We start from the raw sequence: 15,515 nt of genomic DNA, 5'->3' as shown, positions 1-15,515 counted from the left end.
GACAGAGCTTTCTTCCTGTTCAGACTGGCGAAAATTTATGCATAAGCTATGAATCCCTCAGGTTTTTACGTTGACCCATAAAAAAGCCCCGACGAAAGTCGGGGCGAAATATCTTTTACTTATCAAGAGCTTTTTACGAAATCTATAAAATCACCTAATGACAAGATAAAAATATTATTGTATATCAGAGTGTTTTGATAAATAGATATCTCTCAGATAAATGCTCATCAATTTAACTATAGATTGCATAGAAAGTTTTACAGCTTTGTTTGTATTAGAAGCAGGGTCTAATAACTCTATTGTATCAGGAGAATAATATATAAATTGTTTGATATCAGTAAACATTTCATGCCCCATATTTCTAAGAAGAAATCCTAAAGCCTCTTCCTCTACATCATACGCTGTCGTTGGATTTATCTTCTCTAGCTCTTCCATTAAAAAATCAATATTATCATCTATTGTTTTTTTAGCTGAAGATTTCACAAACAAGACATTGCCAAGTGGTGTCATTTTTAAAGGGCTCGCTTTCTTTGCCAATTTATCAATCATGTCATTATCAAATTTCATTAACCATTTATTTATCTCAACAACCATGTCATTTGTAGATGAAACAATACGTTGTAATTCTTTATAACGTAAGTCGGAATTTCTTATATCATCTTTATGCTTTTCACATGGCAAATCATCAACTGCTTTTCTTGTTGTTTCCAGTTTAGTATGATATTTTGATATTATCCACGTAGCTATGATTACTATCAATATAACAGCTAACCATGGAGCATGGTTCAATAAATAAGTTAAAATTGGATTCATAATCGTGTTTACTCTTTACTTGCAAATTTTACGCATCAAGATGTTGCAAATATAAGATGTTTTATTGAAACATCAACTACAACAACAAACATTTTATATTATAGTATAAATATTTATACTATAATATAAACTACATCATAATGTTAAATTGAAAGTGAAAGCGTAAAAATAAATCGTTTACCACTGCCACAAGTCATAACTCACTCCAACCCCAACATAAAACACACCCAGATACCCATACCCAGCCTGCAACCCAAATCCCCAACGTTTCTTTTTCGACTTGATGGTGACCGGATGATAGACGTCATTCGTTTCCACTTGATAAACGGTCCTCAGATACACAGTCATACTATCCAGCTGCGGGTCTACATATCCGCTCACCACCGCACGATACAGGCTATCTTCATACACAACCCGTTTGCGATGAAGCAAAGTGTCACCTATACGTACTGTGTCATTCGGCAATATCTGCCAAAAGACCGCTATCGGTGCGGAGATAAGAACCGTATCAAGTTTGACAACCGTCTGTATCTTTGTTTCGGTACGGATTTCTGCCGGCAAAGGCTCGTGCGGACGGAACCAGGCTACCACACAAGCGATTGCCAGCAATACAACTAATAGCCAGGGTAGTCTTTTCATAGCTTCAGTACCTGATTCCGGTTTCTACCGTCCGCCCGATAACTCACATGCACCCAGGCGAAATTACTCTCATCAATTAACTGGTCGAAAGGAAGGTTCTTGCGGATATGCTCGAACAGTAGCTTATTTTGTTGCCTGTCTCCGGTATCAATGTCCGCGGCCTGTCCACTCATGTGCTGGCTGGTTGTCGCACCGCCCACCGCTTTATTCAATGCCGGACAACGGTAACCGCTGTTCACAACGATAGGTTTGCCATACCATTCGCGTAGCGGGTCAAGAACGTTATCTACCAATGCAGTCAGATTGGCTTCTATATCACTGCCACATCTGTTGTCAATTCCTTTGCGGTCGGCAGTTGTCGAACGGCAAAGTTCTTTTATCGTAAAATACTTCATACATCATTTGATTTAATATAAACATACACTACATTTGCAGAAACCTTTGTTTAAACTTTAAGTTTATGCTAAAAAGGGAAGGAAGCTGTTGCGAAACACCTTCCTTCCCGTGAATCAATAATCGCTCGGTGGCTTCCGCCCGCTACATCCCCGGACATCGCACCGCTTTGTTTCCAGCTTTATCTTCTCTATCTCCAGTGTAGCGTTCTTTTCGGTCAGCTCGCGGATACGCTGGCGGTCTTCATTCTTCTCGGCATAAAGCTGGTCTATTTTGGAATCAAGTTCCACTACCCTGTGTTCCTTTTTCTCGTACAGTTCCTTCCATTCAGCAGCATACGAGGTGATATTGTCAGCTTCCGCCTTTCTCGCTTCCGCAGCCGCCTTGCGCTTCTTTGAATCATAGAACATGAACACACCGAAAAGAGGAAGCAGGATAGTAGTGACTATCCCGCCGGTGATATTGAACAGTTCATTCAGTTCCTCCATCATACCTTCATCCCCGTTACATGTTCATCACTCCACCCCTTGGCATTCCAACCGAGAAGAATGCCGGCAATAAACGCACCGGTACTCACAATGCTTGCCCAAAACGGTACATACTGGTAATAAGCCAGCAGACCTACAATCACGGCCACCACAACAGCCAAAACAATCAGTTTCTTTTTCATCTACGAACTTTTTTAATTAAACAAAAAAAGCCCACGAACGCATCCTGTTAAAGACACGTTCATGGGCGTTAACCAATAAAACATGACAAATGTACTCATTTACAATCACTTTTCAGCGAAAGTAAACAAGAAATTTATGAGTAGGGAATATCTTACCAGGAAAGGGTTGCCAAACTATGGCAGTAGATTTATCGCAATGTATATTACTGCAAAACTACAGAATCTTATTGTGAAATTGCTACATGGTTTTCTCCGACCATAATCCCTTTCACTATAATTATATTTGTCAAACTGACTATAAATATTTCTTAATTAGAGCCATATCTGTATTCTTTTGGAAATCACCTATAATAGTACTATCATGAGACGGTTTCTCCTTGCCTATCTCTTCCTCCGACCAATATGACTGAATAGATACTGTCCATTGGGGTTCTGGTTTTTTCCCCTTTACCATAAACAACTCATTGGCTATAACAAGATAATCACAATCACTATTAGGAATTTTCCTATAATACATATTCTTATCTGCACGTAATTCGTCACATCTTTCATTTACAACACATGTAAATCCAAAATCATTAAAAAATTGAAACATAACTTTTTTTATTTAGTGAATAGAATATCGCAAATATACAAAACAAAATACACTGCATAAATACACCATAAAGAACTATTTTGTACGTTTTTATATATTTCTGAGAAAACATATTTATTTCACCTGGATTATAGATTACAAAAAAGGAAACTTAAAATCAGGACTTAAAAAAATATTTATAATCCAGCTAAATAGTAGTTTTAGTTTTTGTGTAAAGCACTTCCTCCGTAAGCGAACGTTGGAAGTGCTTTTATTATAGACCTATTAAATACTAATTTTATGAGTATCAACCTCTTCCGATTAATCGTCTGTCCATTTGATAACTTGAATTACAAGACGTCCTATCCACACTTGCAGCTGACGCTCTATCACCCCATATAGCTGGGCTGTACTCCGAACCAATACCACAGCCAAAGCATAATTCCACCCAACCAGACGAAAGCCACATCAATATAATATAACCTCAATATCCTACTGATCAACACACCCAAAAGTTCGCCACAAAGTACATAAGCAGCAACCATGGTAACCATTTGTTCGTTAGCTATTTTTATTAAAACCAAAGTTCCTATAACAGGAATAAGAGATGTGCAATCTATAATGAATTGTTGTCTGTCGCTCATATAAACAATGTTTGTAATTGAAGTACAAATATAAACATTATTTACATGAAATCGTCCTATAGAACGGAAACACATAACGAAACTGAGAAGAATTATCATTACAATTATAAAAAAAGAAGAAAAAAAGATATTTTTAGCGGTCAACGTATCCGTATTTCAACCCTTTCGCTCTTTCATTGTTATAATAATAAACAGTAATTATATGGATTCCCAATTCTCGGACATACGAAAAGAATATAAGAAAGGCAAGCTCACCCGGAATACTATCTCGGAGAATCCCTTCGAGCAATTCGCCCGCTGGCTCAACGACGCCCTGCATTGCGGCGAGAACGAACCTACCGCCATGATTGTAGCCACCGTCTCACCGGACGGACGGCCCTCTACCCGCACCGTACTGCTGAAAGGCGTGGAAAACGGTAAACTCATCTTCTTCACCAATTACGAAAGCCGTAAGGGACGGCAACTCACAGCCAATCCCTACATCTCCCTCTCTTTCGTTTGGCATAAACTGGAAAGACAAGTACATATTGAAGGGAAAGCAGAGAAATGCACTCCTCAAGAATCGGACGCTTACTTCTCCACCCGACCCTACAAAAGCCGGATCGGCGCAAGAATATCCCCCCAAAGTCACGTCATCAGCAGCCGGATGGAAATAATCCGCGCTTTTGTAAAGGAAGCTGCCAGGCTGACCGGACAGACAGTACCACGTCCCGACAACTGGGGCGGTTTTGCCGTCACCCCCACCCGCTTCGAATTCTGGCAGGGACGGGAAAGCAGGCTGCACGACCGTTTCGAATATACTCTCCATGAAGAAAAGTCCGTTTCCGGCCTATCGTATCCAAACTCCGAAAAATGGGAGATAAACCGCCTTGCACCCTAGACCGGACTGTCAAAGTATTATATCCTATGAATAAAGCTTAAAATGAGAAACAAAGTCATAATGCTGCTGTTAGAGGGGAAAACTTTAATAGAAAATAATTATGAATTACGGAATCAGTGTTCTCTTTCGCACCATCCCTCTGCTGATGGCCCTGTTTTGTTTTGGTTACGGAGCTTTTGTACTTGATATGGGAACGGACCCGGCAAAAAACGTTGCCGGTCCGGTAGTAATGTCATTAGGAATGATTTGCATTGCCTTGTTTGCAACAGCGGCTACCATTATCCGGCAGATTATTCACACATACAATACGGTTGTCCTGTACGCTCTGCCCGTGCTTGGCTATCTGGCTGCCCTACTGACTTTCATCTGCGGCTGGGAATATATCAGCGAAGCTGCCACCGCCAGTCATTTCGTAGCCGGACATGTAATCTGCGGCGTAGCTTTCATCACTGCCTGTGTGGCAACGACCGCCACTTCTTCCACCCGGTTCACCCTTATACCTGCCAATTCCCAAACGACGGAAAACGATGTGCCCCCACAAGCCTTTAACGGCACACAAGGTAAGCTTCTTATAGTTGTTGCGGCATTGCTGGCACTTGCCACATGGATATGGACATTCCTTCTGCTTGCAAAGAGCGATGTGCACAACGCCTATTATGTAGCAGGGCATGTCATGGCAGGAATAGCCTGCATCTGTACAAGCCTCGTGGCACTGGTGGCAACTATCGTACGCCAAATACGTAACAGTTACTCGCATGCAGAACGTAAATGGTGGCCTGTAATGGTACTTGCCATGGGAACACTCAGCATCCTTTGGGGGCTACTGATACTGAAAAACCCGACCCCTGCCGAATCTTCCATAGGGTATATAATGATAGGCCTGGGATTGGTTTGCTACAGCATTTCAAGCAAAGTCATACTCCTGGCAGCAATATGGCGCAACACTTTCAAACTGGCAAACCGAATTCCCTTGATACCCGTATTTACCGCACTGCTCTGTCTGTTCCTGTCTGCTTTCCTTTTTGAAATGGCAAGCATACACGAAGCCTACTTTGTACCGGCACGTGTACTGGCAGGATTGGGCGGTATCTGCTTCACACTCTTCTCCATCGTAAGCATACTGGAAAGCGGAACCTCAAAAGGGTAACCGCTTATCCGTCAATTTCTATGTCGGTAAAGATATCCACATCCGCGGCATGATGCGCCACGTAAGCAGCCGGACCGGTATCGCCCGATTTCAGAATATCATAAACAACTTCCGTCTTGTTCTTGCCTGTTATCAAGAATATAAGTTTTCTGGCACTGAACAGCAGACATCCCGTCATGGCAATACGCGGCTGCCCGTTATAAGGATTTATACCCTTTTCATACGGATGAAAAGAAGAGAGCAGATACTCCTGACCGGGGAAAATGGAAGAAGTATGTCCGTCATCACCTGCTCCCAACAGCACTATGTCAAAGGTAGGGAAACCCCGGCGCAAAGGAACCGTACTGGAAACCAAATCCGAATAACGTTTCGCCTCTTGCGCCGGACTACGGCAATCACCATGAATGGGGTATACATATTCATCGGGCATGCCTACCTCTTGCAACAGCAAACGCAGCATAGTACCGTAATTACTGTCCGAGTCGCTGACGGATACACAACGTTCGTCCACCCAGAAAATCCGCATCCGCATCCAAGGAGTCTCTTCTCTGAACTCATGCGCCCAAATGTCGAACATAAGGGAAGGAGTCGTTCCTCCGCTGAAAGCAAAGTAAAAAATCCGCTCCGGCTCCCGGTTCATCATATCGATTATATACCGGATAAGAGCACGTGCAGTCGAGGTTGCAGCAGGATATACATAACTTTTCATAATTCACAATATTCATCAGTATTCGTCAAATTCTTACACGGGTTAGTCCATTCGGCCCCATGTTCGCGCATCATAGCTTCACTTTCCAAAGGTCCCCACGTTCCCACGGGATAACCGTAAAGCGGTGCATCCGGATGTCCCTGCCAATACTTCAGCACAGGATTGAAAAAACGCCATGACGCATCCACGGCATCGCTACGGGTAAAGAGTGTCTGGTCTCCCTGTATACAGTCTTCAATCAGACGGGCATACGCGTCTCCGGCGGGCAGACCGCCCAAATCGGAATAACTGAAGTCCATCATCACCTGTTTCACATCAAACCCCGGTCCCGGAACTTTCATTCCGAACTTCAGCACAATACCCTCATTGGGCTGCAAACGCAGAATCAGTTTGTTGGCACGCGGGCAGTGGCCGCCTTCACAACGGAACATCTGATGAGGTGTCTCGCGGAAGTGTACCACGATTTCGGTCACCTTGGTCGGCATCTGTTTTCCGGTACGGATATAGAAAGGAACGCCGCTCCACCGCCAGTTGTCAATGCCTATTTTCATGGCAATATAAGTTTCGGTACGGGAATCGGAAGCTACGTTCTTCTCTTCACGATAACCGGGCTTGGTCGCAGACGCGGTATATTGCCCACGGACAATGTGCTCGTTCAGGTCTTCTTCTGTCAAGGGAGAGAGAGATTCATATACTTTTACCACCTCGTTGCGGAAATTATCGGCATTGAAAACTGCCGGCGGTTCCATCGCGGTAAGCGCTACCAACTGAATGAGGTGATTCTGTACCATATCACGCAATGCTCCGGTTCCTTCATAAAACCCTCCACGCTGTTCGATACCCAAATTCTCTACTGCGGTAATCTCTACATAGTCAATGTAATTACGGTTCCAAAGCGGCTCGAAGATGCCATTGGCAAAACGAAAAGCCAGAATGTTCTGCGCAGTCTCTTTACCCAGGAAATGGTCTATACGGTAAATCTGATGCTCCTCGAATACGGAAGCATAGATACGGTTCAGTTCACGGGCAGATTCCAAATCATAACCGAAAGGCTTCTCGACGATGATACGCGTATGAGGACGGTTCAGGCGGGCAGTCTTAAGATGAAGAGGAATCACACCATACAGCGACGGCGGTGTTGCCAGATAGTACAACATGCCATCCGGCTCCTGCTCACCCGTCAGTTCCCGGAGACGGGCATCCAGATTTCCATAATCGGCAGCCTCGGCCGGATTAAGCGAAAGATAGTACAGATGATTGCAAAAATCAGTCATACGTCCGCCGGCATGTTCTTCCGAAGCCACAAAACGTTCCATTTCCGTCCGTATATAAGTACGGTAGGTATCATCCCGGTATCCGGTACGTCCGATGCCTAAAACAGCAAAACCTTCCGGCAGGCGGTTATCCTTGTACAGATTATATAATGCCGGTATTAACTTGCGCTTTGTCAGGTCACCGGAAGCGCCGAAAATTATCATCACAAATTTACTCATAGCTTTATGTTTGTAGGGGAATTTCAGTAATCTTCACACTAAAGAAAGACTACACGTTATAGGTTCCCGACTTCGTTTCTCCGCCGTGTCCTGTCCAGTCTTCATGGAAGAACTGCCCACGCAGTCCGTCCACACGCTCAAAGGTGTGCGCTCCGAAATAATCGCGCTGTGCCTGAATCATATTCGCCGGTAAGTTGACGGAGACGAGTGAATAAAAATAATTCAATGCCGATGAAAATGCAGGAACCGGAAGTTCCTCTTTCATAGCCTGTGCCACCAGATGTTTCCAACCGGAGAGCAGTTGTTTCATCTCATTGCTGAAATAAGGAGTAAGAAGAAGATGCTGCGGTTTCTCACTCCGCTCGAAAGCGGCTGCAATATCATTGAGGAAGATACTGCGGATTATGCAACCGCCACGCCACATACGGGCAATGGAAGCCAAATCGAGGTTCCATCCGAAAGAGTCCGAAGCACGTTGCAATACAGCAAAGCCTTGAGCATAAGACACCAGTTTGGATGCATAAAGCGCCGAATAAATATCTCCTACCATTTCGGATTTGTTGTATACCACCTCCGTGCGCCGGCAGGTAAAATGCCCGGCAGCCGACTTCCGCAGTTCTTTCTGAGCCGACAAGCTGCGTTCAAAAACAGCCGTAGCAATCAGCCCCAACGGCATACCAAGCTCCATAGCATTGATTACCGACCATTTGCCTGTACCTTTTTGTCCGGCTGTATCCAGTATTTTATCTATCAGATAACCGCCCGACTTATCTTTATGCTGCAAGATATTAGCAGTAATTTCAATAAGATAGCTACGCAATTTGCCCTCATTCCATTGCGAAAAGACCGAAGACATTTCTCCGTTATCCAGCTTCAGCAGGTTCTTCATCACCCAATAGGCTTCAGAAATAAGCTGCATATCGCCATATTCGATGCCATTATGAATCATCTTGACAAAATGTCCCGAACCGGCCGGTCCCACCCACTGACAGCAAGGCGTGCCGTCGGATGCTTTGGCAGCAATACTCTGCAAAACAGGCTTCACTTCTTCCCAGGCGCTTACCGAACCGCCCGGCATGATAGAAGCTCCATTCAATGCACCCTCTTCACCGCCGGAAACACCTGCTCCCACAAAACGGAAGCCTCTCGCTTCGGCCAATGCCACACGGCGATTGGTATCTTCATAGTTGGAATTACCGCCGTCTATCAATATATCTCCCGGAGAGAGCAACGGAAAAAGCTGCTCCATCAGTTCGTCTACCGCACTACCGGCACGAACCATCATCATTATCTTGCGCGGAACGGCTACAGACTCCACAAAACGAGCTATATCCGTATATCCTTCAATACTTTTACCCTGTGCGCGTCCGTTTATAAAACGTTCTACCACACCTTCTTCAATCCCCGGAACCGTACGGTTATAAACCGAAACCCGCCAGCCCTTGTCCGCCATATTCAATGCAAGATTCTCGCCCATCACGGCCAGCCCTATCAGTCCAATGTCTGTTTTATTTAAATTCTCCATATACTTGTATAATTTATCTTTGTTATTAAAACAAAAAATAACGTCTGTTTGTTCGTGTCAAATTTGAAATTAATTCATTTTTTTCATAAAGGATTGACACAGAAAAACGATGTCATATCCGCTTCCCGGCAATCATCCGGACGCTACTCTCGGTATAAAGCAAAAATAATCTCAAAATCATTTACCGCATTGGCTTTGTTGTCTCACAATAAATTACGATTTTTGCAGGACGAAATATGCAACAATCAAAAAAAGTATAATACCAGAAACAATGAAAAAAGCTCTAATCTCCGGAATAACCGGACAGGACGGTTCGTTCCTCGCAGAATTCCTGTTGCAAAAAGGATATGAAGTACACGGCATATTGCGCCGCTCATCTTCGTTCAATACCGGACGCATCGAGCACTTGTATTTCGATGAGTGGGTGCGCGACATGAAGCAGAAGCGAACTATCAACCTGCATTATGGAGATATGACGGACAGCAGCTCGCTGATACGCATTATCCAGCAAGTGCAGCCGGACGAGATATACAACCTTGCTGCACAGAGCCACGTAAAGGTCTCGTTCGATGTACCCGAATATACCGCCGAAACAGATGCTATAGGTACGCTGCGCATGCTCGAAGCTGTACGCATTCTCGGTCTGGAAAAGAAAACCAGGATATATCAGGCATCTACCTCGGAACTGTTCGGCAAGGTGCAGGAAGTGCCGCAGAAGGAGACTACCCCTTTCTACCCGCGCAGTCCCTACGGCGTAGCCAAACAATACGGTTTCTGGATTACAAAGAACTACCGCGAAAGCTACGGAATGTTCGCCGTAAACGGCATTCTCTTCAACCACGAAAGCGAGCGCCGCGGCGAAACCTTCGTTACCCGCAAGATTACGCTGGCTGCCGCCCGCATTGCACAAGGATTCCAGGACAAACTGTATTTGGGCAATCTGGATGCACGCCGCGACTGGGGATATGCCAAAGACTATGTGGAATGTATGTGGCTTATCCTGCAACACGATACGCCGGAAGACTTCGTGATTGCTACCGGAGAGATGCACACCGTACGCGAATTTGCCACACTTGCCTTTAAGGAAACCGGCATAGAACTGCGCTGGGAAGGCGAAGGCGTGAACGAGAAGGGTATTGACAGCCAAACCGGTAAGGTACTGGTAGAGGTGGATCCCAAATATTTCCGTCCTTCCGAAGTGGAACAGTTGCTGGGAGACCCCACCAAAGCCAAAACGTTACTGGGCTGGAATCCGCAGCAGACAAGCTTTGAGGAGTTGGTACACATCATGGCGGAACATGACATGAAGTTTGTACGGAAACTGCATTTGAGAAGCAAAGAAGACTGAAACAGATAATTTAATTTTTCAGACAGAAGAACAAAAGAACATATATATATGAGAAAATAAAAAAGAGTATAAACCGGATATGTTCTTTTGTTCTTCTGTCTGAAACCAATCCATTTTATAACAATGTTACACAAGAACGCAAAAATATACATCGCAGGGCATCGCGGACTGGTAGGCTCTGCTATCTGGAAAAACCTGCAAGAGAAAGGCTATACCAATCTCGTGGGCAGAACCCACAAAGAACTCGACCTGCTGGACGGTGTTGCCGTCCGCCGTTTCTTCGATGAGGAACAGCCGGAATACGTATTCCTTGCCGCTGCTTTCGTGGGCGGTATCATGGCAAACAGCATCTACCGTGCCGATTTCATTTACAAGAATCTCCAGATACAGCAGAATGTCATAGGCGAAAGTTTCCGCCACAATGTCAAGAAACTGCTCTTTCTGGGTAGCACCTGTATCTATCCGCGTGATGCCGAACAGCCGATGAAAGAAGACGTACTCCTCACCTCGCCCCTGGAGTACACCAACGAACCGTACGCCATTGCCAAAATTGCCGGATTGAAAATGTGCGAGAGTTTCAACCTGCAATACGGCACGAACTACATTGCCGTCATGCCCACCAACCTCTACGGTCCCAACGACAACTTCGACCTGGAACGCAGCCACGTACTTCCTGCCATGATTCGCAAGATACACCTGGCCCACTGCCTGCAACAAGGCGACTGGGATGCCGTACGCCGTGACATGAACCTGCGTCCGGTAGAAGGAATCAATGGCAGCAACAGCAACGGAGAGATACTGAACATACTTTCCAAATACGGCATCAGCGAAGAAGAAGTCCGGCTTTGGGGTACGGGAACTCCGTTGCGCGAATTCCTCTGGAGCGAGGAAATGGCGGATGCCAGCGTATTCGTCATGGAGCACGTAGACTTCAAAGACACCTGCAACCCCGGAGACAAGGACATCCGCAACTGCCACATCAACATCGGCACAGGTAAGGAAATTACTATCCGCCGGCTTGCCGAACTGATTGTCAACGTTGTGGGTTATCGCGGAAAGCTGACCTTCGACACTTCCAAACCCGATGGGACCATGCGCAAACTCACCGACCCGAGTAAGCTGCACGCATTGGGCTGGCATCATAAAATAGACATCGAAGAAGGTGTAGAGCGGATGTACCGCTGGTACCTGGATAACAATAAATAGGCTCAAAGGGGGAATTTGCATAAAATGCTTTTTCCCCCTAAAAGTTTGCATTCTCTACATAAACCCTTATATTTGCACAATTTTCAACTAAATGTGCAATATATAATGGAACAAAGTTTTATCGCCTATATAGAGAATAGTATAAAGGAAAACTGGGACCTGGATGCCCTGACCGATTATAAGGGAGCCACCCTGCAATACAAGGATGTAGCCCGCAAAATAGAAAAACTGCATATCATTTTTGAAGCGAGCGGCATCAGAAAAGGCGATAAAATCGCCGTCTGCGGACGTAACAGTTCGCATTGGGGAGTCACTTTCCTCGCTACCCTGACGTATGGTGCGGTCATCGTGCCCATTCTTCACGAATTCAAGGCGGACAATGTGCATAACATCGTCAACCACTCCGAGGCCAAGCTTCTTTTTGTCGGCGACCAGGTGTGGGAAAATCTCAACGAAAGCGCCATGCCGTTGCTCGAAGGTATCTTCATGATGACGGACTTCACCTTGCTGGTCTCGCGCAACGAACGGGTTACTTACGCCCGCGATCACCTCAACGAGATATTCGGCAAGAAATTTCCCAAGAACTTCCGTAAGGAACACATCGACTATCACAAAGACCAACCCGAAGAGTTGGCGGTCATTAACTATACTTCAGGTACTACCAGTTACTCGAAAGGCGTAATGCTCCCCTATCGCAGCTTGTGGTCCAACACCCGATTCGCTTTCGAAGTACTGCCGCTGAAAGCGGGCGACAAACTGGTATGCATGCTGCCGATGGCTCATATGTACGGATTGGCATTCGAATTCCTGTACGAGTTCTCCGTAGGTTGCCACATCTACTACCTCACCCGTATGCCAAGTCCGAAGATTATCTTCCAAGCATTCGCCGACATAAAGCCGAACCTCATCGTAGCCGTACCGCTCATTATCGAGAAGATTATCAAGAAGAGCGTATTGCCCAAGCTGGAAACGCCTACCATGAAACTGTTGCTGAAAGTACCTATCATTAACGACAAGATAAAAGCCACCGTACGCGAGCAAATGGTACAGGCATTCGGCGGCAATTTTGCCACAGTCATTGTCGGCGGTGCGGCATTCAATCAGGAAGTAGAACAGTTCCTGCGCATGATAGACTTCCCCTATACCGTGGGTTACGGTATGACAGAATGCGGTCCTATCATCTGTTACGAAGACTGGACGCGCTTCAAACCCGGTTCCTGCGGAAAAGCCGCTCCGCGCATGGAAGTGAAGATTCTTTCTCCCGATCCGGAGAATATCCCCGGCGAGATTGTCTGCCGCGGTCCCAACGTCATGCTGGGCTACTACAAGAATGAAGAGGCTACCGCCGAAGTTGTGGACAAAGACGGTTGGCTGCACACCGGTGACCTTGCCCTGATGGATGCCGAAGGCAATGTCACCATCAAAGGACGCAGCAAGAATATGCTCCTCGGTCCAAACGGGCAGAACATCTACCCCGAAGAAATAGAAGACAAGCTGAACAACCTGCCGTACGTAGCTGAAAGCATCATCGTACAACAGAACGAAAAGCTCGTGGGACTGGTATATCCCGACTTTGACGATGCCTTTGCCCACGGCCTCAACAACGACGATATAGAACGTGTCATGGAAGAGAATCGTGTGGCTCTGAATGCAGAACTGCCTGCTTACAGCCAGATTTCCAAAATGAAGATATATCCCGAAGAATTTGAAAAGACACCCAAAAAATCCATCAAACGCTTCCTGTATCAAGAAGCAAAAGGATGATGAAATAGTAATTAGCGGTTAGTGATTAGCGATTAGTAGGCTGTGCAGTATATTGCGCTAATTATTTACCGCTATTTTTAATGTTAATCCCTAACCACTAATCACTAACCACTAATCACTAACCACTAACCACTAACCTCTCTTTTCCCGATGAAAAACGAATTGTTATTATCTGCTGCGCTGCTTCCGTTATGTGGAATGGCAGGAGAAGTACACACAAGGCCGTCAAATGAAACGGCTCCTGTTACGGACAAGCGTCCGAACATTATTTTATTCTTGGTAGATGATATGGGTTGGCAGGACACATCCCTGCCTTTCTGGACACAACGCACCCGCTACAACGACACGTACCATACACCCAATATGGAACGTCTGGCAAAGCAGGGCAAGATGTTCACGCAAGCCTATGCCTGTAGCATCAGTTCGCCTACGCGTGTCAGCCTTTTTACGGGTATGAACGCTGCGCGTCACCGGGTGACAAGCTGGACATTACGCAAGAATACCACCCACGAACAGCCGGACTCCGTTATGATATACCCCGAATGGAATGTCAACGGTATCTGTCAGGAACCGGGTGTGGAACGCACCACGCAAGTCACCTCGCTGGCACAAGTGCTCAAGGACAACGGTTACCACACCATCCATTGCGGCAAAGCCCACTTCGGAGCTAATGACACGCCCGGAGCCGATCCGCTGAAAATGGGCTTCGACGTGAACATAGCCGGCCATGCGGCAGGCTCTCCCGCCAGCTACTACGGCATGCAGAACTTCGGAAACAAACCCGGCGGAAAAAGCCCGCTGGCTGCCGTACCCGGACTGGAAAAATATCACGGCAAAGACATATTCCTCTCCGAAGCCCTTACCATAGAAGCCGAGAAAGCTTTGGACAACGCCCGGACAACGGACAAGCCTTTCTTCCTCTACATGGCCCATTATGCCATCCATACGCCTATCCAGCCCGACATGCGTTTCTACCAAAAATATCTGGACAAAGGACTTCCCCCGGTAGAAGCAGCGTATGCCACCCTGATTGAAGGCATGGACAAAAGCCTCGGCGACCTGATGGACTATCTGGACAAAAACAACCTCACCGACAACACTGTACTGCTCTTCATGTCCGATAATGGCGGACTGGCTGCACACACCCGTGCAGGAGAGCTGCACAGGCAGAACTATCCGCTCAACAGCGGAAAAGGTTCCGCTTACGAAGGCGGAGTGCGCGAACCGATGATTGTACGCTGGCCCGGCGTGGTAGCGGCAGAAACCAAATGCGACCATTATCTGATGATAGAAGATTTCTTCCCCACCATTCTCGAAATAGCCGGTGTGGAGCACTACAATACGGTACAGAAACGCGACGGCATCAGCTTCCTGCCCCTGCTTACGGGCAAAGGTAGGATGCCCGCCCGTGACATCTACTGGCATTACCCGCACAGTTGGGGCCCTTCCGGTCCGGGTATAGGCGCCACCTGCTCCATCCGTTCCGGAGAATGGAAACTGGTGTACTACTTCGACAGCGGCAAGCACGAATTGTTCAATATCCCTGCCGACATCAGCGAAAAGCATGACGTAGCCGCCGAGAACCCCAAACTTGTAAAGAAACTATCAAAGAAACTGAGCAACTATCTGCGGTCGGTGGATGCGCAGCGTCCTGTATTACGTGCCACCAACCGACTGGCGCCCTGGCCCGATGAAACATTATAAAGAATT

Annotated in this window: 16 protein-coding genes; 6 read left to right on the top strand and 10 right to left on the bottom strand. The window is 46.2% G+C overall.

What is annotated here, in order from left to right; genetic code table 11:
• Positions 1–174: 174 nt before the first annotated feature.
• From AB5903_RS16490 to AB5903_RS16460, 7 genes are all read right to left on the bottom strand, one after another.
• Positions 175–813 carry a hypothetical protein gene (locus AB5903_RS16490; protein ID WP_005651857.1) on the bottom strand — a complete coding sequence of 213 codons (639 nt, stop codon included), beginning with the start codon at positions 811–813 and terminating at the stop codon, positions 175–177.
• Positions 814–990: 177 nt separating this feature from the next.
• On the bottom strand, positions 991–1,452 hold the full coding sequence (locus AB5903_RS16485) for a DUF6808 domain-containing protein (protein WP_217716494.1): 462 nt from the start codon (positions 1,450–1,452) through the stop codon (positions 991–993).
• A complete protein-coding gene (locus AB5903_RS16480) occupies positions 1,449–1,847 on the bottom strand; it encodes a D-Ala-D-Ala carboxypeptidase family metallohydrolase (RefSeq protein WP_005651860.1) in 399 nt (132 codons plus the stop codon). The genes AB5903_RS16485 and AB5903_RS16480 overlap by 4 nt, the downstream gene beginning before the upstream one ends.
• Positions 1,848–1,961: 114 nt before the next feature.
• Entirely contained in the window at positions 1,962–2,336 is a 375-nt protein-coding gene (locus AB5903_RS16475) for a hypothetical protein (RefSeq protein WP_272710365.1), read from the bottom strand.
• Complete coding sequence (locus tag AB5903_RS16470) at positions 2,333–2,515, bottom strand: hypothetical protein (RefSeq protein WP_016661278.1); 183 nt, start codon at positions 2,513–2,515, stop codon at positions 2,333–2,335. The genes AB5903_RS16475 and AB5903_RS16470 overlap by 4 nt, the downstream gene beginning before the upstream one ends.
• Positions 2,516–2,810: 295 nt before the next feature.
• The gene (locus AB5903_RS16465; RefSeq protein ID WP_195658041.1) at positions 2,811–3,110 is read right to left on the bottom strand and encodes a hypothetical protein; all 300 of its coding nucleotides are present in this window, start codon (positions 3,108–3,110) and stop codon (positions 2,811–2,813) included.
• Positions 3,111–3,478: 368 nt separating this feature from the next.
• Positions 3,479–3,733: a hypothetical protein gene (locus tag AB5903_RS16460; protein ID WP_016662355.1), complete on the bottom strand. Its 255-nt coding sequence runs from the start codon at positions 3,731–3,733 to the stop codon at positions 3,479–3,481.
• Positions 3,734–3,935: 202 nt separating this feature from the next.
• Here AB5903_RS16460 and pdxH point away from each other — a divergent pair, with 202 nt between their 5' ends.
• Together pdxH and AB5903_RS16450 are read left to right on the top strand one after the other, a co-directional pair.
• Positions 3,936–4,613 (top strand): pyridoxamine 5'-phosphate oxidase, encoded by a 678-nt coding sequence (gene pdxH, locus AB5903_RS16455; RefSeq protein ID WP_117858425.1) that lies wholly within the window; start codon positions 3,936–3,938, stop codon positions 4,611–4,613.
• 100 nt (positions 4,614–4,713) lie between these two features.
• Positions 4,714–5,760 (top strand): DUF2776 domain-containing protein, encoded by a 1,047-nt coding sequence (locus tag AB5903_RS16450; RefSeq protein ID WP_118086610.1) that lies wholly within the window; start codon positions 4,714–4,716, stop codon positions 5,758–5,760.
• A 4-nt stretch (positions 5,761–5,764) separates the two neighbouring features.
• Here the strand turns inward: AB5903_RS16450 and pgl are convergent, their stop codons facing one another.
• Genes pgl through gnd form a run of 3 tightly spaced genes read right to left on the bottom strand, consistent with a single transcriptional unit; the run spans position 5,765 to position 9,487 of the window.
• Positions 5,765–6,469 (bottom strand): 6-phosphogluconolactonase, encoded by a 705-nt coding sequence (pgl, locus tag AB5903_RS16445; RefSeq protein WP_368118039.1) that lies wholly within the window; start codon positions 6,467–6,469, stop codon positions 5,765–5,767.
• Positions 6,466–7,962, bottom strand: coding sequence for a glucose-6-phosphate dehydrogenase (zwf, locus tag AB5903_RS16440; RefSeq protein ID WP_195658040.1), 1,497 nt, complete (start codon positions 7,960–7,962; stop codon positions 6,466–6,468). Before zwf ends, pgl begins: the two co-directional genes overlap by 4 nt.
• Positions 7,963–8,011: 49 nt before the next feature.
• Positions 8,012–9,487, bottom strand: coding sequence for a decarboxylating NADP(+)-dependent phosphogluconate dehydrogenase (gene gnd, locus AB5903_RS16435; protein ID WP_005655248.1), 1,476 nt, complete (start codon positions 9,485–9,487; stop codon positions 8,012–8,014).
• A 271-nt stretch (positions 9,488–9,758) separates the two neighbouring features.
• Here gnd and gmd point away from each other — a divergent pair, with 271 nt between their 5' ends.
• From gmd to AB5903_RS16415, 4 genes are all read left to right on the top strand, one after another.
• A complete protein-coding gene (gene gmd, locus AB5903_RS16430; protein WP_005655246.1) occupies positions 9,759–10,835 on the top strand; it encodes a GDP-mannose 4,6-dehydratase in 1,077 nt (358 codons plus the stop codon).
• Positions 10,836–10,958: 123 nt separating this feature from the next.
• Positions 10,959–12,041 (top strand): GDP-L-fucose synthase, encoded by a 1,083-nt coding sequence (locus tag AB5903_RS16425; RefSeq protein ID WP_040315776.1) that lies wholly within the window; start codon positions 10,959–10,961, stop codon positions 12,039–12,041.
• 105 nt (positions 12,042–12,146) lie between these two features.
• Positions 12,147–13,805 carry a long-chain fatty acid--CoA ligase gene (locus AB5903_RS16420; RefSeq protein ID WP_005655243.1) on the top strand — a complete coding sequence of 553 codons (1,659 nt, stop codon included), beginning with the start codon at positions 12,147–12,149 and terminating at the stop codon, positions 13,803–13,805.
• A gap of 150 nt (positions 13,806–13,955) precedes the next feature.
• Positions 13,956–15,509 carry a sulfatase gene (locus tag AB5903_RS16415; protein WP_005655242.1) on the top strand — a complete coding sequence of 518 codons (1,554 nt, stop codon included), beginning with the start codon at positions 13,956–13,958 and terminating at the stop codon, positions 15,507–15,509.
• Positions 15,510–15,515: the final 6 nt, after the last annotated feature.

The sequence above is a fragment of the Bacteroides sp. 2201st1_D9_2201SCRN_220225 genome, from assembly GCF_040928965.1.
In the GTDB taxonomy this organism is placed as follows: Bacteria; Bacteroidota; Bacteroidia; order Bacteroidales; family Bacteroidaceae; genus Bacteroides; species Bacteroides stercoris.
Note: the sequence above shows the minus strand (reverse complement) of the source record. Positions and strands in the feature narration are given on the sequence as shown.

Coding starts and splice junctions, on each gene's coding strand:
- AB5903_RS16415 (WP_005655242.1), top strand. CDS start 13,956: ATGAAAAACGAATTGTTATTATCTGCTGCGCTGCTTCCGTTATGTGGA.
- AB5903_RS16460 (WP_016662355.1), bottom strand. CDS start 3,733: ATGAGCGACAGACAACAATTCATTATAGATTGCACATCTCTTATTCCT.
- AB5903_RS16480 (WP_005651860.1), bottom strand. CDS start 1,847: ATGAAGTATTTTACGATAAAAGAACTTTGCCGTTCGACAACTGCCGAC.
- AB5903_RS16485 (WP_217716494.1), bottom strand. CDS start 1,452: ATGAAAAGACTACCCTGGCTATTAGTTGTATTGCTGGCAATCGCTTGT.
- pdxH (WP_117858425.1), top strand. CDS start 3,936: ATGGATTCCCAATTCTCGGACATACGAAAAGAATATAAGAAAGGCAAG.
- AB5903_RS16420 (WP_005655243.1), top strand. CDS start 12,147: ATGGAACAAAGTTTTATCGCCTATATAGAGAATAGTATAAAGGAAAAC.
- gmd (WP_005655246.1), top strand. CDS start 9,759: ATGAAAAAAGCTCTAATCTCCGGAATAACCGGACAGGACGGTTCGTTC.
- AB5903_RS16465 (WP_195658041.1), bottom strand. CDS start 3,110: ATGTTTCAATTTTTTAATGATTTTGGATTTACATGTGTTGTAAATGAA.
- pgl (WP_368118039.1), bottom strand. CDS start 6,469: ATGAAAAGTTATGTATATCCTGCTGCAACCTCGACTGCACGTGCTCTT.
- AB5903_RS16475 (WP_272710365.1), bottom strand. CDS start 2,336: ATGATGGAGGAACTGAATGAACTGTTCAATATCACCGGCGGGATAGTC.
- AB5903_RS16490 (WP_005651857.1), bottom strand. CDS start 813: ATGAATCCAATTTTAACTTATTTATTGAACCATGCTCCATGGTTAGCT.
- gnd (WP_005655248.1), bottom strand. CDS start 9,487: ATGGAGAATTTAAATAAAACAGACATTGGACTGATAGGGCTGGCCGTG.
- AB5903_RS16450 (WP_118086610.1), top strand. CDS start 4,714: ATGAATTACGGAATCAGTGTTCTCTTTCGCACCATCCCTCTGCTGATG.
- zwf (WP_195658040.1), bottom strand. CDS start 7,962: ATGAGTAAATTTGTGATGATAATTTTCGGCGCTTCCGGTGACCTGACA.
- AB5903_RS16470 (WP_016661278.1), bottom strand. CDS start 2,515: ATGAAAAAGAAACTGATTGTTTTGGCTGTTGTGGTGGCCGTGATTGTA.
- AB5903_RS16425 (WP_040315776.1), top strand. CDS start 10,959: ATGTTACACAAGAACGCAAAAATATACATCGCAGGGCATCGCGGACTG.